This window comes from Nonomuraea sp. NPDC001636 (assembly GCF_040298265.1).
GTDB lineage: Bacteria > Actinomycetota > Actinomycetes > Streptosporangiales > Streptosporangiaceae > Nonomuraea.
On record NZ_JBEOZT010000014.1, the window covers coordinates 50,635 to 65,701 of the forward strand.

Here is a 15,067-nt window from a genome sequence, read left to right on the forward strand (position 1 = left end):
GTTGGGGACATGCATCGCATCACCTTGCTCGGCAAACCCGGCTGCCACCTCTGTGACGACGCCCGCGCGGTCATCGCCAGGGTGGCCGGAGAGCTGGGCGTGCCGTGGGAGGAGGTCAGCATCGACTCCTCCGAGGAGCTCAGGGAGAAGTACTGGGAGATGATCCCGGTGACGCTGATCGACGGCGTGCAGCACGACTTCTGGCGGGTCGACGAGGCCCGCCTGCGCGCCGCCCTCGCCTCTAGGACGTGACGGTCAGAACATGACGGTGGGCAGCGGCACCACCTTCGCGGCGTTGACGTTGAGCTCGATGACGTTGGTGGCCAGCACCATCGCCTGACGCTCGCTCAGGAACCGCTCGACGTGCGGCTGGCGCTGGTGGTCGCGGTAGGCGACCTCGTCGCGGTAGAGCTCGTAGACGATGCGCTGCAGGGGGGCCGACTTGACGGCGTGGCAGGCGTAGACGAGCGTGTCGGGCTCGCCGCGGCGCACGGCCTCGACGGTGGCCTCGGCCAGGCGGTCGAACGCGTCGCCGGCGCCGTCCATGATGGTGAAGACGGTGAGCAGGCCGTAGATGCTGGGCGAGGGCCTGCCGCCGGCCTGCTGGGGCTGCGACGGGCTGAACAGCTCGGCGCCCGGGTAGGCCACGCCGGTGCCGGGCATCGCGTAGTCGGGCCGGGGCGGCTGGGCGTCCATGCGCGGGGAGGTGTCCATGCGCGGGGGCGGGGAGCCGTTCATGATGTAGCCGGTCGCGGGGCCCGATTCGGGCGCGGCCCCCATCCGGGCGGCGTAGTCGACCTGCTGGTCGCCCGCCCGGTATTCGGCCACCAGGTCGCCCAGGCCGGGCGAGCGGCGCGGGGGCGCCACGGGAGGCGGCTCGGCGGCCGGCACCGGGACCGGCATGGGCTCGGGCGCGACCCTGCGGCCCGGCCGGCGCTCCACGTCGTCGTGCGGCGTCTCCAGGTCGTCCTCGTCGTCCTCGTACGGCGCCAGCGGGCGCAGCACGGTGTACCAGATCGCCGCCGCGCCCACCGCGAGCAGCGCGGTGGTGAACAGCGGCGGCACCGAGAACCGCATGGCCCCCACCAGGGCGATGCTGGACGGCGCGATGACCAGGACCGCGTGGAGGTTGTCGGTGTCGTACTCGTCGCCGCCGCGCCACTTGAGCCCGGCCACCACCACGCACGCCAGCAGGACGAGCACGTCGATCGCGTGCACGCCGATGAGCAGCTTGTCCGGGATGAGCCCCCACATGGCCGAGCCGGACGGCAGCGTCTTGCCCAGGTCGGTGGACCTGAGCGGGTCGAAGGTCAGGATCGCGACGGAGACGACGGTGAGCGCGATGCCGAACAGCCAGGCCAGGAACCTCGGCGGCACCTTGTCGGACAGCAGCTGGATCAGGCCCACGGCCAGCCAGAGCGGCGCGAGCAGCGACCCGGTCACCTGGTAGAGGCGGAACGTGACCGGCCCGAACCCCAGGACGTGACCGACGCCGATCGCGGCCAGCGACAGGCACAGGGCTCCAGCTGCAACGGTCCAGGCGATCAACCACCCCTCGGGCTCGTCGCGCAGCCGGCGGATCAGGGCTCCGGTCGCGACGGCGGCCAGGAGCGCACCGGCAAGGGCTATGACAGCAACGAGGATCTCCATGGTGACTCCAATGCTGCCGGACGATGCCTCCCGGCCGGTAGCCGAAGAGGAAACAGGCGCTCCATGAGGGGCTTCGCCGCAGGCTGTGGGGTATGCGCCTATACGGTATAGGGCGAATACTCGTAGCCAGGCCAACAGGCGCGGATTGTGGAATTTCCAGTTGATTTCTAGAGTATTCGAGCACGCCGCACCCCTTACCCCTAGGGATACCGGATGCCTGATTCGTGGCCGTTCGCCGGGCTGCTTGCTCCAGCGGTCGCTGGACCTGCCCGGACGGGCGAGCTTGGCGTGCGCGAAGAAGTGCCCGACGACATCCGCACGCTGGTGCTGCACGCCAAGAACGGATGCACGGACTCCTTTGGCACGCTCTACGACCGCTATGTGGACCTCGTCTACCGCTACATCTATTTCCGGGTCGGCTCCCACCAGCTCGCCGAGGACCTGACCAGCGAGACCTTCCTGCGCGCTCTGCGCAGGATCGGCGACTTCACCTGGCAGGGCCGCGACTTCGGCGCCTGGCTCGTCACCATCGCGAGGAACCTGGTGGCCGACCACTTCAAGTCCGGCCGCTACCGACTGGAGATCCCGACGGGAGAGCTGATCGACGTGCCGCTCGAAGGCGCGCACATCCCGGAGAACGCGGTGGTCACGGCCATCATCAACGACCGGGTGCTGCGCGCCGTCCGCGATCTCAATCCCGACCAGCAGGAATGCGTGGTGCTGCGCTTCCTGCACGGCCTCTCGCTCGCGGAAACCGCGTTGATCATGGGGAAGAAGAGTGGAGCGATCAAAGCGCTGCAGTTTCGGGCCATTCGAACGCTTGCCAGGGCACTCAAGCACGACCTGGCGTAACCTCTCCCACCCGCACCTCGTTAGGCCAGTTGACACGGCTGGATCCCTCAGGGAGCTGTCATGAGTAGGGCGCGCAGGCGGCGGGAGCTCGTCATCGAGCGTCTCACGGAGCTGCACGGCCCGTCTCTGGGCGGCGGGCCCGGGCCGGCGTTCCGCGAGCGCCTGCGCGAGGACCTGGTCTCCGGCCGCCTGCTGCTGACGGCCCCCGACGAGGAGCGCGCGCCGGGCCCGGCCGTCCCGCCCGTCCCGTCCGTACGCCGCCGGCGCCGTCCGCTGCTGTCCCAGGTCGCCACGCTCGGCTTGGCGGCGGCCGTGATGGTGGCGTCGTTCGCCACGTACCAGGCGGTCCCGGGCGACACGCTCTACCCGCTCAAGAGGGCCGCGGAGAGCACGCTCGTGCACCTGAGCACCGACGACGCCCAGCGCGGCGAGCGCGAGCTGGCCTCGGCCGAGACCCGCGCCAAGGAGGTCGCCAGCCTGCTCGGCTCGTCCACCGACAGCCCGCTGGTCGGCCAGACGCTCAAGGACATGGAGGACTCCACCCGCTCCGGGATCAGCAGGCTGACGCGTACGCAGCCCCGCTCGTCCAAGATCAAGAAGTTCGCCCAGAAGCAGCGTGAGACGGTCGAGCCGATGCTGGACCACCTCAACGAGGCACAGAAGGGACAGGCCGCCGGCTACCTCGACTACATCGAGGGGCTCGTGGCACCGGCTAGGTAAGCTGAACCGCATGTGGCGGCTAATGCGACGACGACACGAGGTTGAGGCCGAGGCCGCCGGCGAGGCCGCGGCGCGGGCGGCGGTCACCGTCGCGCCTACCGAGCCGGTTGAGCCGGACCTGGAGGCGGCGGCCTTCTTCGACGTCGACAACACCATGATGCGCGGCGCGTCCATCTACCACTTCGCCCGCGGGCTGGCCACGCGCGGCATGTTCACCACATCCGATCTGCTGAAGTTCGCCGTCGGCCAGGCCGTGTTCCGGCTGCGCGGCAACGAGAACCCGGAGCACATCGCGGTCGCCAGGGAGACCGCGCTCGCCTTCGTCGCGGGCGCCAAGGTCGACGACGTCGTCCGCCTCGGCGAGGAGATCTACGACGAGGTCATGGCCGACCGCATCTGGGGCGGCACCCGCGCGCTCGCGCAGAGCCACCTCGACGCCGGCCAGCGCGTCTGGCTCGTCACGGCCACGCCCGTCGAGCTGGCCCGGGTCATCGCCCAGCGGCTCGGCCTCACCGGCGCGCTCGGCACGGTCGCCGAGACCGCCGGCGGCGTCTACACCGGCCACCTGGTGGGCGACCTGCTGCACGGCCCGGCCAAGGCGGAGGCGGTGCGCGCGCTGGCCCGCCGCGAAGGGCTCGACCTGACCCGCTGCACGGCCTACAGCGACTCGGCCAACGACCTGCCGATGTTGTCGCTGGTCGGCAGCGCGGTGGCGATCAACCCCGACAGCGAGCTGCGCGAGCACGCCAGGAAGCACGACTGGCCGGTCAAAGACTTCCGCACCGGCCGCAAGGCCACCTTGACCGCCCTGCCGATCGCGGCCGGGGTCGGCGCGATCGCGGGCGGCGTGGCGGCGGGCATCGCCCTGCGCAGGCACTACCGCTCCCACTAGCCGCCCGCGGACGAGGCCGCCGGCGCGGCCCGGCGGGACGGCTCCTTGACGTCCACGGCCGGGCGCGCGCCGGCGCCGGTCATCGCAGGCGTTCGAACAGCTTCTGGGCGTCCGGCTGCCGCCACTCGATCCGGTTGGGGTCGTCCTGGGCCGGTTTCCAGGGCACGGTGACGAACGTCACCTGCGTCGCGGACGTGGCCCTGGCCAGCTCGACCATGGCCTCCAGGCTCAGGTCCGTCTTGACCGACTTGCGCACCTCGCCGACGAAGTCGCGCAGCCGGGCCGGGTCGGCGACCGTGCTCCTCGCCTTCTTCAGCATGGCCAGCAGCAGGATCTGCTGCCGCTTGATCCGCTGGACGTCCGAGCCGTCGCCGTAGCGGCGCAGGCGGGCGTAGCCGAGGGCGCTCTCGCCGTTGAGCATGACCTTGCCCGCGGGCAGTTTCAGCTTCGACGCCTTGTCGTCCACGGGCGACCTGAGCGTGATCTGCACGCCGCCGAGCGCGTCCACCATGCCCTTGAAGCCGGCGAAGTCGACCTCGACCGTGTGGTCGATGCGGACGTCGGTCAGCTTCTCCAGCGTCTTGACCAGACAGCCCGCTCCCCCGCTGTTGTACGCCGAGTTGATCATGTCCTTCCGCGCCGGGTCGGACCCGCACGACGGGATCTGCACGATCGAGTCGCGCGGCACGCTGACCCCGACGGCCTGGCCGCGGTCGGCGGGCACGTGCACGAGCAGGATGGTGTCGGAGCGCCTGCCGCCCTTGTCGGGGGTCCTGGCCATGGCGGGGCCGTAGTCGGCGTTGCCCGGCCCGCCGCGCGTGTCGGAGCCGATCACCAGGATGTTGCGGGCGCCGGTGATGTCGACCGGCCGCACGCCCGTCGACGGAGCGGCCACGATGTTGCTGTTGACCAGCATGGTCGGCACCGCGACGGCCGCGGCCGTGCCCACGGCGACCAGGCCGGCCGTCCAGTAGGCGTTCCATCTGCGGCGTGGGCGCTCCCGCAGCAGGCGGTCGCGCTGGCGGGCGAGCGTCGGGGGCGGCTCGTGCTCCAGTTCCCCGCCGAGGTCGCGGAGCATCCGCAGGTCGTCCATGGTCACTCCTCCGCCAGCATGGGGTTGGTGTCGCCGAGCGCGGCCCGCACCTTCCGCCTGCCCCTGTTGAGGCGGGAGCGCACGGTTCCGATCGGGATGCCGAGGGCTTGGGCGACCTCTTCGTAGGTGAGGTCGCCCCAGGCGATCAGCAGCAGGACGTCCCGGTCCTTGGCGGGCAGCGCGGCCAGCGCGCCCGCCAGGCGGGGACGGGCGGCCTGCGCCGTGACCCCCGCGGCGACGCGGTCGGCGGGCGACTCCACGTCCTGGTCGAGGGGGGACCGCAGGAACGCCCGGTACCGCGCCGCCTCCTTGCGGTGGTGGCGGGAGATGAGCTTGGTGAGGATGCCGAAGAGCCACGGCCTGGCGTCGGGGCAGGACAGGTCGTAGCTCTTGCGGCGGGAGAACGCGACGAGGAACGTCTCGCCGACGAGATCCTCGGCGGGCTCAGGGCCGAGGCGTTTGGAGACGTACCGGTAGAGCATGGCGGAGTAGCGGTCGAACAGCTCGGCGAACGCCTCCGGCTCGGTCAGGGAGGCGCTCACGAGCTCCGAGTCCGCCCCCCTGGTGGCGGGTTGCGTGATCATCTCCGCCCTTCTGTGGAGAATCGGTCACGGATGTCTTGCCACAACCCGCCAAAAGGGTTCAGATCTCCTTCAGGAACCCGCCGTCCACGGCGATGTCGGCGCCGGTCGTGCTGCCCGAGCGCGGCGAGACCAGCAGGGCGACCATGTCGGCGATCTCCTGCGGGCTCACCAGGCGTCCGGTGGCCAGCTTCATCATGCCGGGGGCGACCTGGGTGATGACGTCCTCCTTCGAGGCCCCGGCCATCCCGGCGATGACGTCGGCGGCGCCGCCGTCCTTGGTCCACCAGTCGGTCAGCACCGGGCCGGGCGAGATCGTGTTCACCCGGACGCCCTGCGGGCCGTACTCCTCCGAGACGGCCTTGCTCACGTGGTTCACGGCGGCCTTGGCCGCACCGTAGTCCACGTTCATGGCCCCGGGCTGGCGGGCCGAGCCGGAGGAGATGTTCACGATCGAGCCGCCGCCGCGCTCCACCATGAGGGGCACGGCCGCGCGGATCATGCGTACGGCCGCGAACAGGTTGAACTCGAACATGGCCTGCCAGTCGTCGTCGCCCGGCGCCATGAACCCGATCCGGGGCAGCGTCACGCCGGGGGGCGGCCCGCCGGCGTTGTTGACCAGGATGTCCACCCCGCCGAACTCCTCGACGGCTCGGGCGATCACCCGGGCGGGCGCCTGCGGGTCCATCAGGTCCACCGCGACGTGCGTCACCTTGGCGTCGGGCGCGGTCCGCGAGGCCGCCACGACGTGCACGCCCTCCTCCGCCAGGGTGCGCGCGACGGCCAGGCCGATGCCCTTGGACGCGCCGGTGACGACGGCCACACGGCCGGAAAGCTGGAGATCCATCGAAGAGGTTCCTCTCGGGTGTCAGTGACTACACCCGCAGAACACCGGCCGGCCGCGACCGGTTGCACCCTTCACAGGAACGGCGGGAAGGCCGGCCCTCTGCGCAGCCGCAACTCGTTGAGCATCTGCTGGATGACCTCGCGCACGTGGTCGGTCAGGTTGAACACCAGCATCGGGTCGTCGGCCGCGGCGGGCTCGTACTCGTCGGTGCGGATCGGCTCGCCGAACTCGATCATCCACTTGGACGGCAGCGGCACCAGCCCGAGCGGCCCGAGCAGCGGGAAGAACGGCGTGATCGGCAGGTAGGGGACGCCGAGGATGCGGGCCAGGAACTTCAGGTCGCCGATCTTCGGATAGATCTCCTCGGCCCCCACGATGGCCGTGGGCACGATCGGCACGCCCGCGCGGATCGCCGAGGCCACGAACCCGCCCCGGCCGAACCGCTGCAGCTTGTAGCGCTCGGAGAACGGCTTGCCGACGCCCTTGAAGCCCTCGGGGAACACGCCGACCAGCTCGCCCTTGCGCAGCAGCCGGTCGGCGTCCTCGGGGCAGGCCAGCGTGTGGCCGGTCTTGCGGGACAGGTGACCGAGCAGCGGGAGCTGGTAGACCAGGTCGGCCCCGAGCAGGCGGACGGCGCGGCCCGCCTCGTCGTGCAGGGCGACCTGCATCATGAGCGCGTCGATCGGCAGCGTGCCGGAGTGGTTGGCCACCACCAGCGCGCCGCCCTCGGCGGGCACGTTCTTCAGCTCGGCCGTCTCGACCCTGAACCAGCGGTGATAGAGCGGCCTGATCAGCTCAAGCAGCACCTTGTCGGTCAGCTCGGGGTCGTAGCCGAACTCGTCGACCTCGTACTCGCCGGTGATGCGCCGGCGGACGAAGGCCAGCAGCCGGGCCAGCGGGTCGGGCTCCTCGTAGGACGGCGCGGCGCTGATCGGGATCACCCGGCCTTCCTCCTCGTGCGGCACGCTCACGGACGTACACCTCCGAACGGGTGCATACCCCGCGAACGCACGAAGTCGTCGAAGGCCGCCGCGGTGGTGTACTTGGGCCGCCAGCCCAGCTCGGCCTCCAGCCTGGCGGTGTCGACCGCCCGGCCGTAGCTCATCAGCCGCAGCTGCTCGGGCGAGTACTCGACGAGGCCGAGCCTGCGCACGGTGTTGCCGAGCGTGCGGAAGACGGGCGCGAGCAGCGGCAGCGACGCCCGCCCGGCCCGGCGCGCGCACTGCGACAGCAGCAACACGCCTGCCCCGGCCACGTTGAACGTGCCGGGGTGGTCTTCGTTCGCCATCCTGCGCAGCACCTCGACCGCGTCGTCCTCGTGGACGAACTGCAACCGCGGGTCGAAGCCGAACACCGTCGGCAGGACGGGCTGGGTGAAGTAACGCGTGAGCGGCGAGTCGACGCCCGGACCCATGAAGTTGGCGAAGCGCAGCAGCGACACCGTCACGTCGGGGCGGCGGCGCGCGAAACCGCGCACGTAGCCCTCGACCTCCGCCGCGTCCTTGGCGTAGCCGTGGACCGGGCCGACGTGCGGCTCCAGATCCTCGGTGAACACCGCGGGATCGCGCGAGGACGAGCCGTAGACGGCGGTGGTGGAGCGCACCACCACGCGCCGCACGGTCGACGACCGCTGGCAGGCACCGAGCAGTTGCATGGTGCCGATGACGTTGTGCTCCTTCATGGCAGCCCTGCCGTCGCCCTTGGACGGGGCGCTGACCAGGCTCATGTGCACAACGGTGTCGATGTCCGCGGCCGCGATCACCTCGGCGATGTCGGGGCTGCGCAGATCGACCCGGACGAACTCCGTCCGGCCCAGAGTGATGCCGCCGTCCCGCGTCAGCGAGGGGGGCGGCACGGTTTCCACTCCGATGACGCGGCTGATCTCCGGGTCAGCCGCGAGGACGCTCGCCACCCGGGCGCCTATGTGGCGCGAGACCCCGGTGACAAGCACGGTGTGGGTCATCAGCGCCTCGCAGCTGCGTCGGTTACTTCTTGTTACGCCGCTGGATGCGCGTCTTCTTGAGCAGCTTGCGGTGCTTCTTCTTGGCCATCCGCTTGCGGCGCTTCTTGATCACAGAGCCCACGGGACCCCCAGGTACTGATAGCAAGTCTGAATCGATGTGCGAGCGCACACCGGGTGACAGACTACCGGCGATCGGGGGTGGATCGCCCCTTGGGGGGTGAAAGCCCGGCCTCGTGGTGCGCAGGCCGGGCTTCTCCCGCGACCGAATTCACGGCGCGTTCGGGCGCGCCGCTACTTCAACCTGCCTCGATGTAGGCCTCCCGCAGATAGTCGTGGACCGCCTGCTCGGGCACTCGGAACGACCGGCCAACTCGGATGGCCGGCAGCTCCCCTGAGTGGACGAGCCGGTACACCGTCATCTTGGACACCCTCATGACCGTCGCGACTTCAGCCACGGTCAGGAACTTCACCTCGCTGAGAGGTCTTTCGCCTGCACCCATCGGACGCCTCTTCCGCACGTGTTTCCGGGTTATCCCCACTGGTGCCATTGCTCACGCACGTGTACTGCCGTCAGCGTAAGTCGGGACTCCGGGTGCGCAAACCCCCTATTTTCTCAGTCCGCGGAGCCACCTGTCAGCGGGACCAGTAAAGTCGCTGGTTAGCAGCCAGGCCGAGCACCTCGCCTGGACCTTGGAACTGTCCAAGTTGCCACACATAAGAGTCGCCCAAGCCCCATCAAAAGTTGGCAAAGGGACAGCGAGCCTCTTGGAATGCAGGCGCGAAAAGACGGTATGGGGAGGGCCGTTTTCGACTCAAAGGGCTCGTGAGACCAGAGTGACCAATCGCTCGGTCAGCGGAGCGTAATAGCGGGGTAGCACATTGTCGTCGAGTGGCACGACCACGTCGATCTTTCCCTCGGCCTCGCCGAGGAACAGGCCGGGGTCGTTGCTGTCGGCGAAGGCCACCGTCGGCACGCCCGCCTCGCCCGCCGCCCCCGCCCAGCCGTGGTCGGCGATCACCAGGTCGGGCAGCCCGCCTTCGAGCTCGTCCAGCATGTGCCGCATCGGGGCCGAGTCGTGGGTGTGCACGAAGCCGCCGCGGTCGTCGAGCATGGCGACGTCCTGGAGGTAGCGGATGCGGCGCGGACGGCCGAAGCCGGAGCCGGCGTACGTCCAGCCCTCGGCCGGGGTGAGCAGCGTCGCGCCGCGCTCGACGGCGAACCTGGCCAGCGGCAGGTGGACGGCGAGCAGCCCGGTCGGGTGGCCGGTGGCGAACAGCACCCGCGGGGCCGGCCGCGACAACACCGACGCGATGCGCGCCGCCATGGCGTCGATCGCGTCGATCGTCAGGTCGGGGTCGATGGTGTCCTGGCCCCGGCGGTGGCCGGGATCGGCGACCACGCCGGCCGACTTGGCCATCAGGTCGAGGACGTCCCGGAAGGTCCACGGCTGCTCGAACGTCAGGCCGAGCATGTAGTACGGGTCGCGGTTGGCCAGCGAGCTGTAGTGGTCGAGGTTGTTCTCGCGCGACGTCGCGACGTCACCGGCGATGTGGCTGTGGATCAGGTGTCGGCGGAGTTCGTCGCGGCTCAGCACAGGTCTTCCTCATCAGGGGCATCGAGGACGTCGGAGCGTCGTCGGGGCGGTCGTCAGGGCATCGGGTCGAGGCCGTGCAGAGGGAACACCGCCTGCCGGGTCGCCATGACCGCACGGTCGATGGGGTCCGCTGGGTCATAACCGCCGGAGATGTCGCGAAATTCCGGGGTACGTCCGTCGGTCATGGTCAGCGGGGGCGCCTCGCCGGTGCGCTCCCTGACGTACTGGCGCCAGGCGTCGGGGGTGGGCGTGGCCGGATCGACGGGATGGCCGGCGGCCTCGGCGATGAGGTGCGTCCAGATGCGCGGCACGACCTGGACGAGCTCGTAACCGCCGCCGCCCACCGCGATCCACCGGCCGCCCGCCGTCTCGTGCGCCAGGTCGTGCAGGGCCGCGTAGGCGGCGCGCTGGCCGTCGATGCTGAGCATGAGGTTGGCGAGGGGGTCGAGGGCGTGGCTGTCGCAGCCGTGCTGGGTGACCAGGATCTCCGGGCCGAACTCGCGCAGCAGCGGCGGCACGACCGCGTGGAAGGCGCGCAGCCAGCCGGAGTCGCCGCAGCCGGCCGGGAGCGCCACGTTGACGGCCGTGCCCTCCGCGCCGGTCTCGTGCGGGAAGCCGGTGCCCGGGAACAGCGTGCGCGGGCTCTCGTGCAGGCTGATCGTCAGCACCCGGGGGTCGTCGTAGAAGACGGCCTGCACGCCGTCGCCGTGGTGCACGTCGACGTCGACGTAGGCCACCCGCGTGGCCCCCTGCTCCAGCAGCCAGGCGATGGCCAGGGCCGGGTCGTTGTAGACGCAGAAGCCGCTGGCCGCGGCCGGCATCGCGTGGTGGAGCCCGCCCGCGACGTTGACCGCGTGCTCGGCCGCGCCCTCCCAGACCGCGCGCGCCGCCGCCAGGGACGCCCCCGCGATCAGCGCGGACGCCTCGTGCACGCCCTTGAAGGCCGGATTGTCGGTGGTGCCGAGCCCCGCCCGCAGGTCGGGCGCGCCGGCCACGGAGACGCCCTTGACCGCCTCGATGTAGCCGCGGTCGTGCACCATGGCCAGCTCGTCGTCGCCGGCGGGCGCGCAGCCGGCCATCTCGACCTTGTCGAGGACGCCGAGCGCGCGGGCGAGCGCGATCGTCAGCTCGACCCTGATGGGCGCCAGCGGGTGGCTCGGGCCGAAGTTGTAGGAGGTGAGAGCGTCGTCCCAGATGACTCGTGCCGTTCGGCTCATGCCCCGCCCTCCGCGCGTCCCTCACCTTGCGCCGACGTTACCGCAGCGCCCTGTTCCGGTTGTAGCCCGGGTGATCGTCGGGGACGGCCTCGGTCGCATCAGAAAATTCGTGACTTAGTGTTTTATGGTGCGCTGGGCGCGGCCTTTCCGCAGAATCTTCCATTTCTTCCGACGTCCCCGGGTTTTCGACACCACGATCGTGGTCGTGCTCGCCCTGTTCGCGGGCCTCGGGGTGATCGTGTCGTCCGTCCAGACGGGGGCCGACGGGGCGCTGGGGTCGGCGCACTTCCTGCTGACCAGCGTGCTGCTGCTGGTCCGCCGGAGCAGGCCGGTGCTGGTGGCCGGGGCCGTGACGGCGTTCGACGTGGCCGGCATCGCGGCCGGACTCGTGACGTCGGCCACCATCCCGGAGGGCATCGCCTTCTACAGCCTGGTTCGTCACTCCTCCGGCCGTCCGTCGCTGGTCATGACGGTCGTGGGGATCGTCACCTACGGCACGGTGATGGAGATCAAGGGGCCGGGCCTCGGGCAGTTCCTGGCCGGTGCCTTCGTCGTCGCGATCCCGGCCGGCATCGGCGCGCTGGTCAAGGCCAGGGCCGAGCTGAACGAGCGCGGCAGGCTGGAGGCCGCCGACGCCGCCGTGCAGGCCGAGCGGCGGCGCATCGCGAGGGAGCTGCACGACGTCGTCGCGCACCACATCACGGTGATCAACGCCCTGGTCGGCGGCGCGCGGGCCACGCTCGCGCCCGAGCAGGAGGTCACCCGCGAGGCGCTGGAGAGCGCCCAGCGGACCGCCCGCCAGGCGATGTCGGAGATGCGCCGGCTGCTGCACGTGCTGCGAGCCGACGGCAACGACGGCCCGGACGCCGCGACCGGCGTGGGGGCCGACCGGCTGCCCGCGCTCATCGGCGAAGCCAGGAGCGCCGGGCTGCCCGCCAGCCTGACCGTCACGGGCGAGCCGGTGACGCTGCCCTCGGCCGTGGACCACGCCGTCTACCGGATCGTGCAGGAGGCGCTGACCAACACCCGCAAGCATGCCGCCGGTGCCAGGGCCAGCGTGCGCCTGGCCTACGGGACCGAGGCGGTGGAGGTCGAGGTGCTCGACGACGGCGTGCCGCAGCAGGGCGGCGCGCCGGGGTTCGGGCTGGGCGGCATGGCCGAGCGGGTCGCGTTGTGCGGCGGCCGGCTTTCGACCGGCCCGCGTCCCGGGGGAGGATTCCGGGTGCACGCCCGCATCCCCTTGGAGGCAACATGATCACGGTGCTGCTGGTCGACGACCACGAGCTGGTCCGCAAGGGGTTCCGGCTGATGCTCGACGCGCAGCCCGACCTGTCCGTGGTGGGCGAGGCCGGCGACGGCGAGCGGGCCGTCGAGCTGAGCCGGCGGCTGCGTCCCGACGTGGTGCTGATGGACCTGCACATGCCAGGGCTCGACGGCGTGCGGGCGACCGAGCTGATCACCTCGGAACTGCCGGACGTGCGGGTGCTCGCGCTGAGCACGTTCGACCTGGACGAGAACGTGGTCGCGGCGCTGCGGGCGGGCGCCGACGGCTTCCTGCCCAAGGACGTCTCCCCTGAGGAGCTGATCGAGGGCGTGCGCGTGGTGCACCGCGGCGAGTCGGCGGTCGCGCCGCGGCTGCTGACCCGGCTGATCGGCACGTTCGTCCGGGCGTCGAGGCCGCCGGCCGCGCCCGCGCCGCCCCTGCTGGACGCGCTGACCGAGCGCGAGCGGGAGATCCTCGTGCTGATCGCCAGAGGCCGGTCGAACAGCGAGATCGCCGGGCAGCTGGCCGTCTCCCCCTCGACCGTCAAGAACCACGTGACCAGCCTGTTCGCCAAGATCGGGGTCAGGGACCGGGCGCAGGCCGTGATCGTCGCGTACGAGGCGGCGCTGATCAAACCTGGAGACTAGGACCAGGCTCCCAGGCCGCGCCCGGCAAGAACGTCCTCATGGCCGAAGAGAACGCAGGCCCCGGGCGGCACGCTTGGTGGCATGACGGCGATTCGCGCAACCAACCTGAGCAAACGCTACGGCGCCACCCATGCCGTCGCGGACCTGTCGTTCGACGTCGAGCCCGGCCAGGTGACCGGGTTCCTCGGGCCCAACGGCGCCGGCAAGTCCACGACCATGCGGATGATCCTCGGCCTCGACCGGCCGTCGAGCGGGTCCGTGCTGGTGGACGGGCGGCCGTACCAGGAGCACCGGCACCCGCTGCGCAAGGTGGGCGCGCTGCTGGACGCCAAGGCCGTGCACGGCGGCCGCAGCGCCCGCAACCACCTGCTGGCCATCGCCCAGAGCAACGGCATCCCGGCGGGCCGGGTGAACGAGGTGCTGGAGGCCGTCGGCCTGCGCGAGGTGGCGCGGCGACGGATCGGCGGCTTCTCGCTCGGCATGTCGCAGCGCCTCGGCATCGCGGCCGCGCTGCTCGGCGACCCCGAGATCCTGCTCTTCGACGAGCCGGTCAACGGGCTCGACCCCGAGGGCATCCTGTGGATCCGCACGTTCATGCGCAAGCTGGCCGCCGAAGGGCGGACGGTGTTCGTCTCCAGCCACCTCATGAGCGAGATGGCCCAGACGGCCGACCACCTGATCGTGATCGGGCGGGGCCGGCTGATCGCCGACACGAGCGTGCAGGAGTTCATCGGGCGCAGCTCGCAGGGCTACGTACGGGTGCGCTCGCCGCGCCTGGCCGAGGTCGCCGACCTGGTCAAGGTGGGCGACCTGTACCCCGACCACCTGCGCGTCACCGCGATGAGCACGCTGGAGATCGGCACCCTGACCGCTCGGGCCGGGATCCCCCTGGAGGAGCTGACGTTCGTGCAGCCCTCGCTCGAAGCGGCGTACATGGAGCTCACCAAGGACAGTGTGGAGTACTCGTCATGACCGACATCCTGAGGTCCGAATGGACCAAGATCCGTTCGGTGCGTTCGACGGTGTGGACGCTCGCCGTCACCGCCGTGCTCCTGATCGGCCTGGGCGGGCTGCTGTCGGTCGCGTCCAAGGCGACGGCCGACGGGCAGCCCATCACCGGTGACCAGGCCGTCATGACGAGCCTGACCGGCATCATGTTCGCCGCGCTGTCCATGGCCACGCTGGGCGTCCTGGTGATCTCCAGCGAGTACCGGACCGGCGGCATCCGCACGTCGCTGCTGGCCGTGCCGCGGCGGCTGCAGCTGCTCACCGGCAAGATCGTGGTGTTCACCGCGACGGCGCTGGTCGTCTCCACGGTCGCGGCGGCCGCCGCGGTGGCCGTCGGCGTGGCGATCCTCCGGCCGGGCTCGGTCGACCTGGGCTCCGCGGCGCAGTCGGTGTTCGGGGCCGGGCTCTACCTCACCGCCTGCGGCCTGTTCGGGCTGGGGCTCGGCACGCTGATCCGGCACACGCCGGGCGCGATCGTCTCGGCCATCGCGCTGATGATGGTGCTGCCGCAGCTCACCAACGCGCTGCCCGGCGAGTGGGGCAAGGCCGTCGCCGACCACTTCACCACCAACGCCGGTATGGAGATCGTGCTGGACCAGCCCGGGAACCCGCTGGGGCCGTGGAGCGGGCTCGGCGTCTACGCGCTGTGGGTCGCCGTCGCGGTGGTGGCGGGGGCCGTGCTCCTGCAGCGGCGGGACGCCTGAGCCGCACCCGGCGGCCGGGCTCCCCCGCCGCCGG

The 15,067-nt window shown here is 71.1% G+C and carries 18 protein-coding genes; 8 read left to right on the plus strand and 10 right to left on the minus strand.

What is annotated here, in order from left to right:
• Positions 1-9: 9 nt before the first annotated feature.
• Entirely contained in the window at positions 10-252 is a 243-nt protein-coding gene (locus ABT158_RS25270) for a glutaredoxin family protein (RefSeq protein WP_352357299.1), read from the plus strand.
• A gap of 3 nt (positions 253-255) precedes the next feature.
• Here the strand turns inward: ABT158_RS25270 and ABT158_RS25275 are convergent, their stop codons facing one another.
• The gene (locus tag ABT158_RS25275) at positions 256-1,650 is read right to left on the minus strand and encodes a putative quinol monooxygenase (RefSeq protein WP_352357300.1); all 1,395 of its coding nucleotides are present in this window, start codon (positions 1,648-1,650) and stop codon (positions 256-258) included.
• A gap of 213 nt (positions 1,651-1,863) precedes the next feature.
• Here ABT158_RS25275 and ABT158_RS25280 point away from each other — a divergent pair, with 213 nt between their 5' ends.
• From ABT158_RS25280 to ABT158_RS25290, 3 genes are read left to right on the plus strand one after another with little or no spacing between them, the layout of a single operon-like run.
• The gene (locus ABT158_RS25280; RefSeq protein WP_352357302.1) at positions 1,864-2,502 is read left to right on the plus strand and encodes a sigma-70 family RNA polymerase sigma factor; all 639 of its coding nucleotides are present in this window, start codon (positions 1,864-1,866) and stop codon (positions 2,500-2,502) included.
• A 60-nt stretch (positions 2,503-2,562) separates the two neighbouring features.
• Positions 2,563-3,222, plus strand: coding sequence for a DUF5667 domain-containing protein (locus ABT158_RS25285; protein WP_352357304.1), 660 nt, complete (start codon positions 2,563-2,565; stop codon positions 3,220-3,222).
• A 22-nt stretch (positions 3,223-3,244) separates the two neighbouring features.
• The gene (locus tag ABT158_RS25290) at positions 3,245-4,114 is read left to right on the plus strand and encodes an HAD family hydrolase (RefSeq protein WP_352357306.1); all 870 of its coding nucleotides are present in this window, start codon (positions 3,245-3,247) and stop codon (positions 4,112-4,114) included.
• A 79-nt stretch (positions 4,115-4,193) separates the two neighbouring features.
• On the opposite strand, the gene ABT158_RS25295 is transcribed toward ABT158_RS25290, so the two are convergent.
• The 9 genes from ABT158_RS25295 to ABT158_RS25335 form a co-directional block, all read right to left on the minus strand.
• Complete coding sequence (locus ABT158_RS25295) at positions 4,194-5,207, minus strand: LCP family protein (protein ID WP_352357308.1); 1,014 nt, start codon at positions 5,205-5,207, stop codon at positions 4,194-4,196.
• Positions 5,208-5,209: 2 nt separating this feature from the next.
• Complete coding sequence (locus ABT158_RS25300; protein WP_352357310.1) at positions 5,210-5,791, minus strand: RNA polymerase sigma factor; 582 nt, start codon at positions 5,789-5,791, stop codon at positions 5,210-5,212.
• Positions 5,792-5,849: 58 nt separating this feature from the next.
• A complete protein-coding gene (locus ABT158_RS25305) occupies positions 5,850-6,635 on the minus strand; it encodes an SDR family NAD(P)-dependent oxidoreductase (protein ID WP_352357312.1) in 786 nt (261 codons plus the stop codon).
• 71 nt (positions 6,636-6,706) lie between these two features.
• Positions 6,707-7,576 carry a lysophospholipid acyltransferase family protein gene (locus ABT158_RS25310; protein WP_352357632.1) on the minus strand — a complete coding sequence of 290 codons (870 nt, stop codon included), beginning with the start codon at positions 7,574-7,576 and terminating at the stop codon, positions 6,707-6,709.
• 26 nt (positions 7,577-7,602) lie between these two features.
• Entirely contained in the window at positions 7,603-8,598 is a 996-nt protein-coding gene (locus ABT158_RS25315) for an NAD-dependent epimerase/dehydratase family protein (protein WP_352357314.1), read from the minus strand.
• Between the two features lie 22 nt (positions 8,599-8,620).
• Positions 8,621-8,719, minus strand: a complete 99-nt coding sequence (locus ABT158_RS25320; protein ID WP_018654693.1) for a 30S ribosomal protein bS22 — start codon at positions 8,717-8,719, stop codon at positions 8,621-8,623.
• A gap of 175 nt (positions 8,720-8,894) precedes the next feature.
• Positions 8,895-9,098 carry a helix-turn-helix domain-containing protein gene (locus tag ABT158_RS25325; RefSeq protein WP_026214222.1) on the minus strand — a complete coding sequence of 68 codons (204 nt, stop codon included), beginning with the start codon at positions 9,096-9,098 and terminating at the stop codon, positions 8,895-8,897.
• A 312-nt stretch (positions 9,099-9,410) separates the two neighbouring features.
• On the minus strand, positions 9,411-10,193 hold the full coding sequence (locus ABT158_RS25330) for a phosphatase (protein ID WP_352357317.1): 783 nt from the start codon (positions 10,191-10,193) through the stop codon (positions 9,411-9,413).
• A gap of 53 nt (positions 10,194-10,246) precedes the next feature.
• Positions 10,247-11,410, minus strand: coding sequence for an acetoin utilization protein AcuC (locus ABT158_RS25335; protein WP_352357319.1), 1,164 nt, complete (start codon positions 11,408-11,410; stop codon positions 10,247-10,249).
• A 205-nt stretch (positions 11,411-11,615) separates the two neighbouring features.
• Here ABT158_RS25335 and ABT158_RS25340 point away from each other — a divergent pair, with 205 nt between their 5' ends.
• From ABT158_RS25340 to ABT158_RS25355, 4 genes are all read left to right on the plus strand, one after another.
• On the plus strand, positions 11,616-12,665 hold the full coding sequence (locus ABT158_RS25340) for a sensor histidine kinase (protein ID WP_352357321.1): 1,050 nt from the start codon (positions 11,616-11,618) through the stop codon (positions 12,663-12,665).
• Entirely contained in the window at positions 12,662-13,321 is a 660-nt protein-coding gene (locus ABT158_RS25345) for a response regulator (protein ID WP_352357323.1), read from the plus strand. Before ABT158_RS25340 ends, ABT158_RS25345 begins: the two co-directional genes overlap by 4 nt.
• Positions 13,322-13,402: 81 nt before the next feature.
• The gene (locus ABT158_RS25350) at positions 13,403-14,293 is read left to right on the plus strand and encodes an ABC transporter ATP-binding protein (protein WP_352325260.1); all 891 of its coding nucleotides are present in this window, start codon (positions 13,403-13,405) and stop codon (positions 14,291-14,293) included.
• Positions 14,290-15,033 (plus strand): ABC transporter permease, encoded by a 744-nt coding sequence (locus ABT158_RS25355; protein WP_352357326.1) that lies wholly within the window; start codon positions 14,290-14,292, stop codon positions 15,031-15,033. The genes ABT158_RS25350 and ABT158_RS25355 overlap by 4 nt, the downstream gene beginning before the upstream one ends.
• The last annotated feature ends 34 nt before the right edge of the window (positions 15,034-15,067 follow it).

Bases quoted from the DNA above. Each gene is read 5' to 3' on its own strand.
- ABT158_RS25270 (WP_352357299.1), top strand. From the start codon at position 10: ATGCATCGCATCACCTTGCTCGGCAAACCCGGCTGCCACCTCTGTGAC.
- ABT158_RS25275 (WP_352357300.1), bottom strand. From the start codon at position 1,650: ATGGAGATCCTCGTTGCTGTCATAGCCCTTGCCGGTGCGCTCCTGGCC.
- ABT158_RS25280 (WP_352357302.1), top strand. From the start codon at position 1,864: ATGCCTGATTCGTGGCCGTTCGCCGGGCTGCTTGCTCCAGCGGTCGCT.
- ABT158_RS25285 (WP_352357304.1), top strand. From the start codon at position 2,563: ATGAGTAGGGCGCGCAGGCGGCGGGAGCTCGTCATCGAGCGTCTCACG.
- ABT158_RS25290 (WP_352357306.1), top strand. From the start codon at position 3,245: ATGCGACGACGACACGAGGTTGAGGCCGAGGCCGCCGGCGAGGCCGCG.
- ABT158_RS25295 (WP_352357308.1), bottom strand. From the start codon at position 5,207: ATGGACGACCTGCGGATGCTCCGCGACCTCGGCGGGGAACTGGAGCAC.
- ABT158_RS25300 (WP_352357310.1), bottom strand. From the start codon at position 5,791: ATGATCACGCAACCCGCCACCAGGGGGGCGGACTCGGAGCTCGTGAGC.
- ABT158_RS25305 (WP_352357312.1), bottom strand. From the start codon at position 6,635: ATGGATCTCCAGCTTTCCGGCCGTGTGGCCGTCGTCACCGGCGCGTCC.
- ABT158_RS25315 (WP_352357314.1), bottom strand. From the start codon at position 8,598: ATGACCCACACCGTGCTTGTCACCGGGGTCTCGCGCCACATAGGCGCC.
- ABT158_RS25325 (WP_026214222.1), bottom strand. From the start codon at position 9,098: ATGGGTGCAGGCGAAAGACCTCTCAGCGAGGTGAAGTTCCTGACCGTG.
- ABT158_RS25335 (WP_352357319.1), bottom strand. From the start codon at position 11,410: ATGAGCCGAACGGCACGAGTCATCTGGGACGACGCTCTCACCTCCTAC.
- ABT158_RS25345 (WP_352357323.1), top strand. From the start codon at position 12,662: ATGATCACGGTGCTGCTGGTCGACGACCACGAGCTGGTCCGCAAGGGG.
- ABT158_RS25350 (WP_352325260.1), top strand. From the start codon at position 13,403: ATGACGGCGATTCGCGCAACCAACCTGAGCAAACGCTACGGCGCCACC.
- ABT158_RS25355 (WP_352357326.1), top strand. From the start codon at position 14,290: ATGACCGACATCCTGAGGTCCGAATGGACCAAGATCCGTTCGGTGCGT.